We start from the raw sequence: 864 nt of genomic DNA, 5'->3' as shown, positions 1-864 counted from the left end.
ACCGGCTTGCGGCGTTCCTGATGCGCATCACCGTGAGGTCGCGGGACTTCCGGTGAAGCACTCAGGGGGCCGCGCGGCGCAGTATCAGCCAGCCGGCTCCGCCGAGTGCCAGCGCGAACATCAGCGGGTACGCGGTGAACAGCGTGAGCGAAGGCTGGCCGCCGAGGAAGCTCCCGATCGAGGGCCACCAGTTCTGTGTCTTTCCCAGCACGCCCACCGTGGTGAGCAGCGCGACGCTGCCGAAAACGGCGAGGTAGATCCCGGTGTGACGCCAGCGCTGGAACACCACACCCGCCAGCACCCCGATCGCGGACACCGCGACCAGCGGTCCGCTGTAGACAAGCCACAGCGTGAGCGGGTTGCTGTGGCCCAGCATGTCCAGCCCGAAGATCCGCGTCTTCCGTCCCCAGCCGCCGGTCAGCCGTTCGATGATGTCGAACGTCACCAGTCCGAGCCCGAGGAGCAGCGCCTGGCCGAGGACGACCAGTGCGGTGGCGGCGGCGAACGCCCGGCGGGTGACGCCGAGCCCCAGCGTGAAGGGGAACACCTGGGTCATCGTCGGCAGGTGCGCGGAGGCGATCGGGGCCAACAGTGTCGGCAGCAGGTAGATCTCGTGTGCGCCGAGCGCGGTTTCGCCGTTGGAGACGTCGATGCCCCAGCCCAGCAGCGGCAGCGCGGCCAGCGCGAGCAACGGGTAGCCCAGCAGTGCGGGCCAGTGGACGAGCTGGATCCGGACGACGTCGAGCAGGCGGGACATCAGGACTCCTTCCCGGCGGCGACCGGCCGGCCGTGGCGTTGGGTGGTGCGGACGACCAGCTGCTGCAACGAGACCGGCTCGAAGTCCAGCCCGGGTTCGAGCCGGTT

1 protein-coding gene is annotated in these 864 nt (G+C 69.7%); it reads right to left on the bottom strand.

Features of this window, described 5'->3' with window-relative positions:
- Nucleotides 1–61: 61 nt before the first annotated feature.
- Entirely contained in the window at nt 62–757 is a 696-nt protein-coding gene (locus tag AC5LUJ_RS07960) for a hypothetical protein (protein WP_493464713.1), read from the bottom strand.
- Nucleotides 758–864: the final 107 nt, after the last annotated feature.

Source organism: Protofrankia sp. CiP1_Cm_nod3 (genome assembly GCF_982290655.1).
This window is presented reverse-complemented; position numbering and strand designations above follow the sequence as displayed.

Excerpts from the sequence above, each read along its gene's own strand:
- AC5LUJ_RS07960 (WP_493464713.1), bottom strand. The coding sequence starts at position 757 with ATGTCCCGCCTGCTCGACGTCGTCCGGATCCAGCTCGTCCACTGGCCC.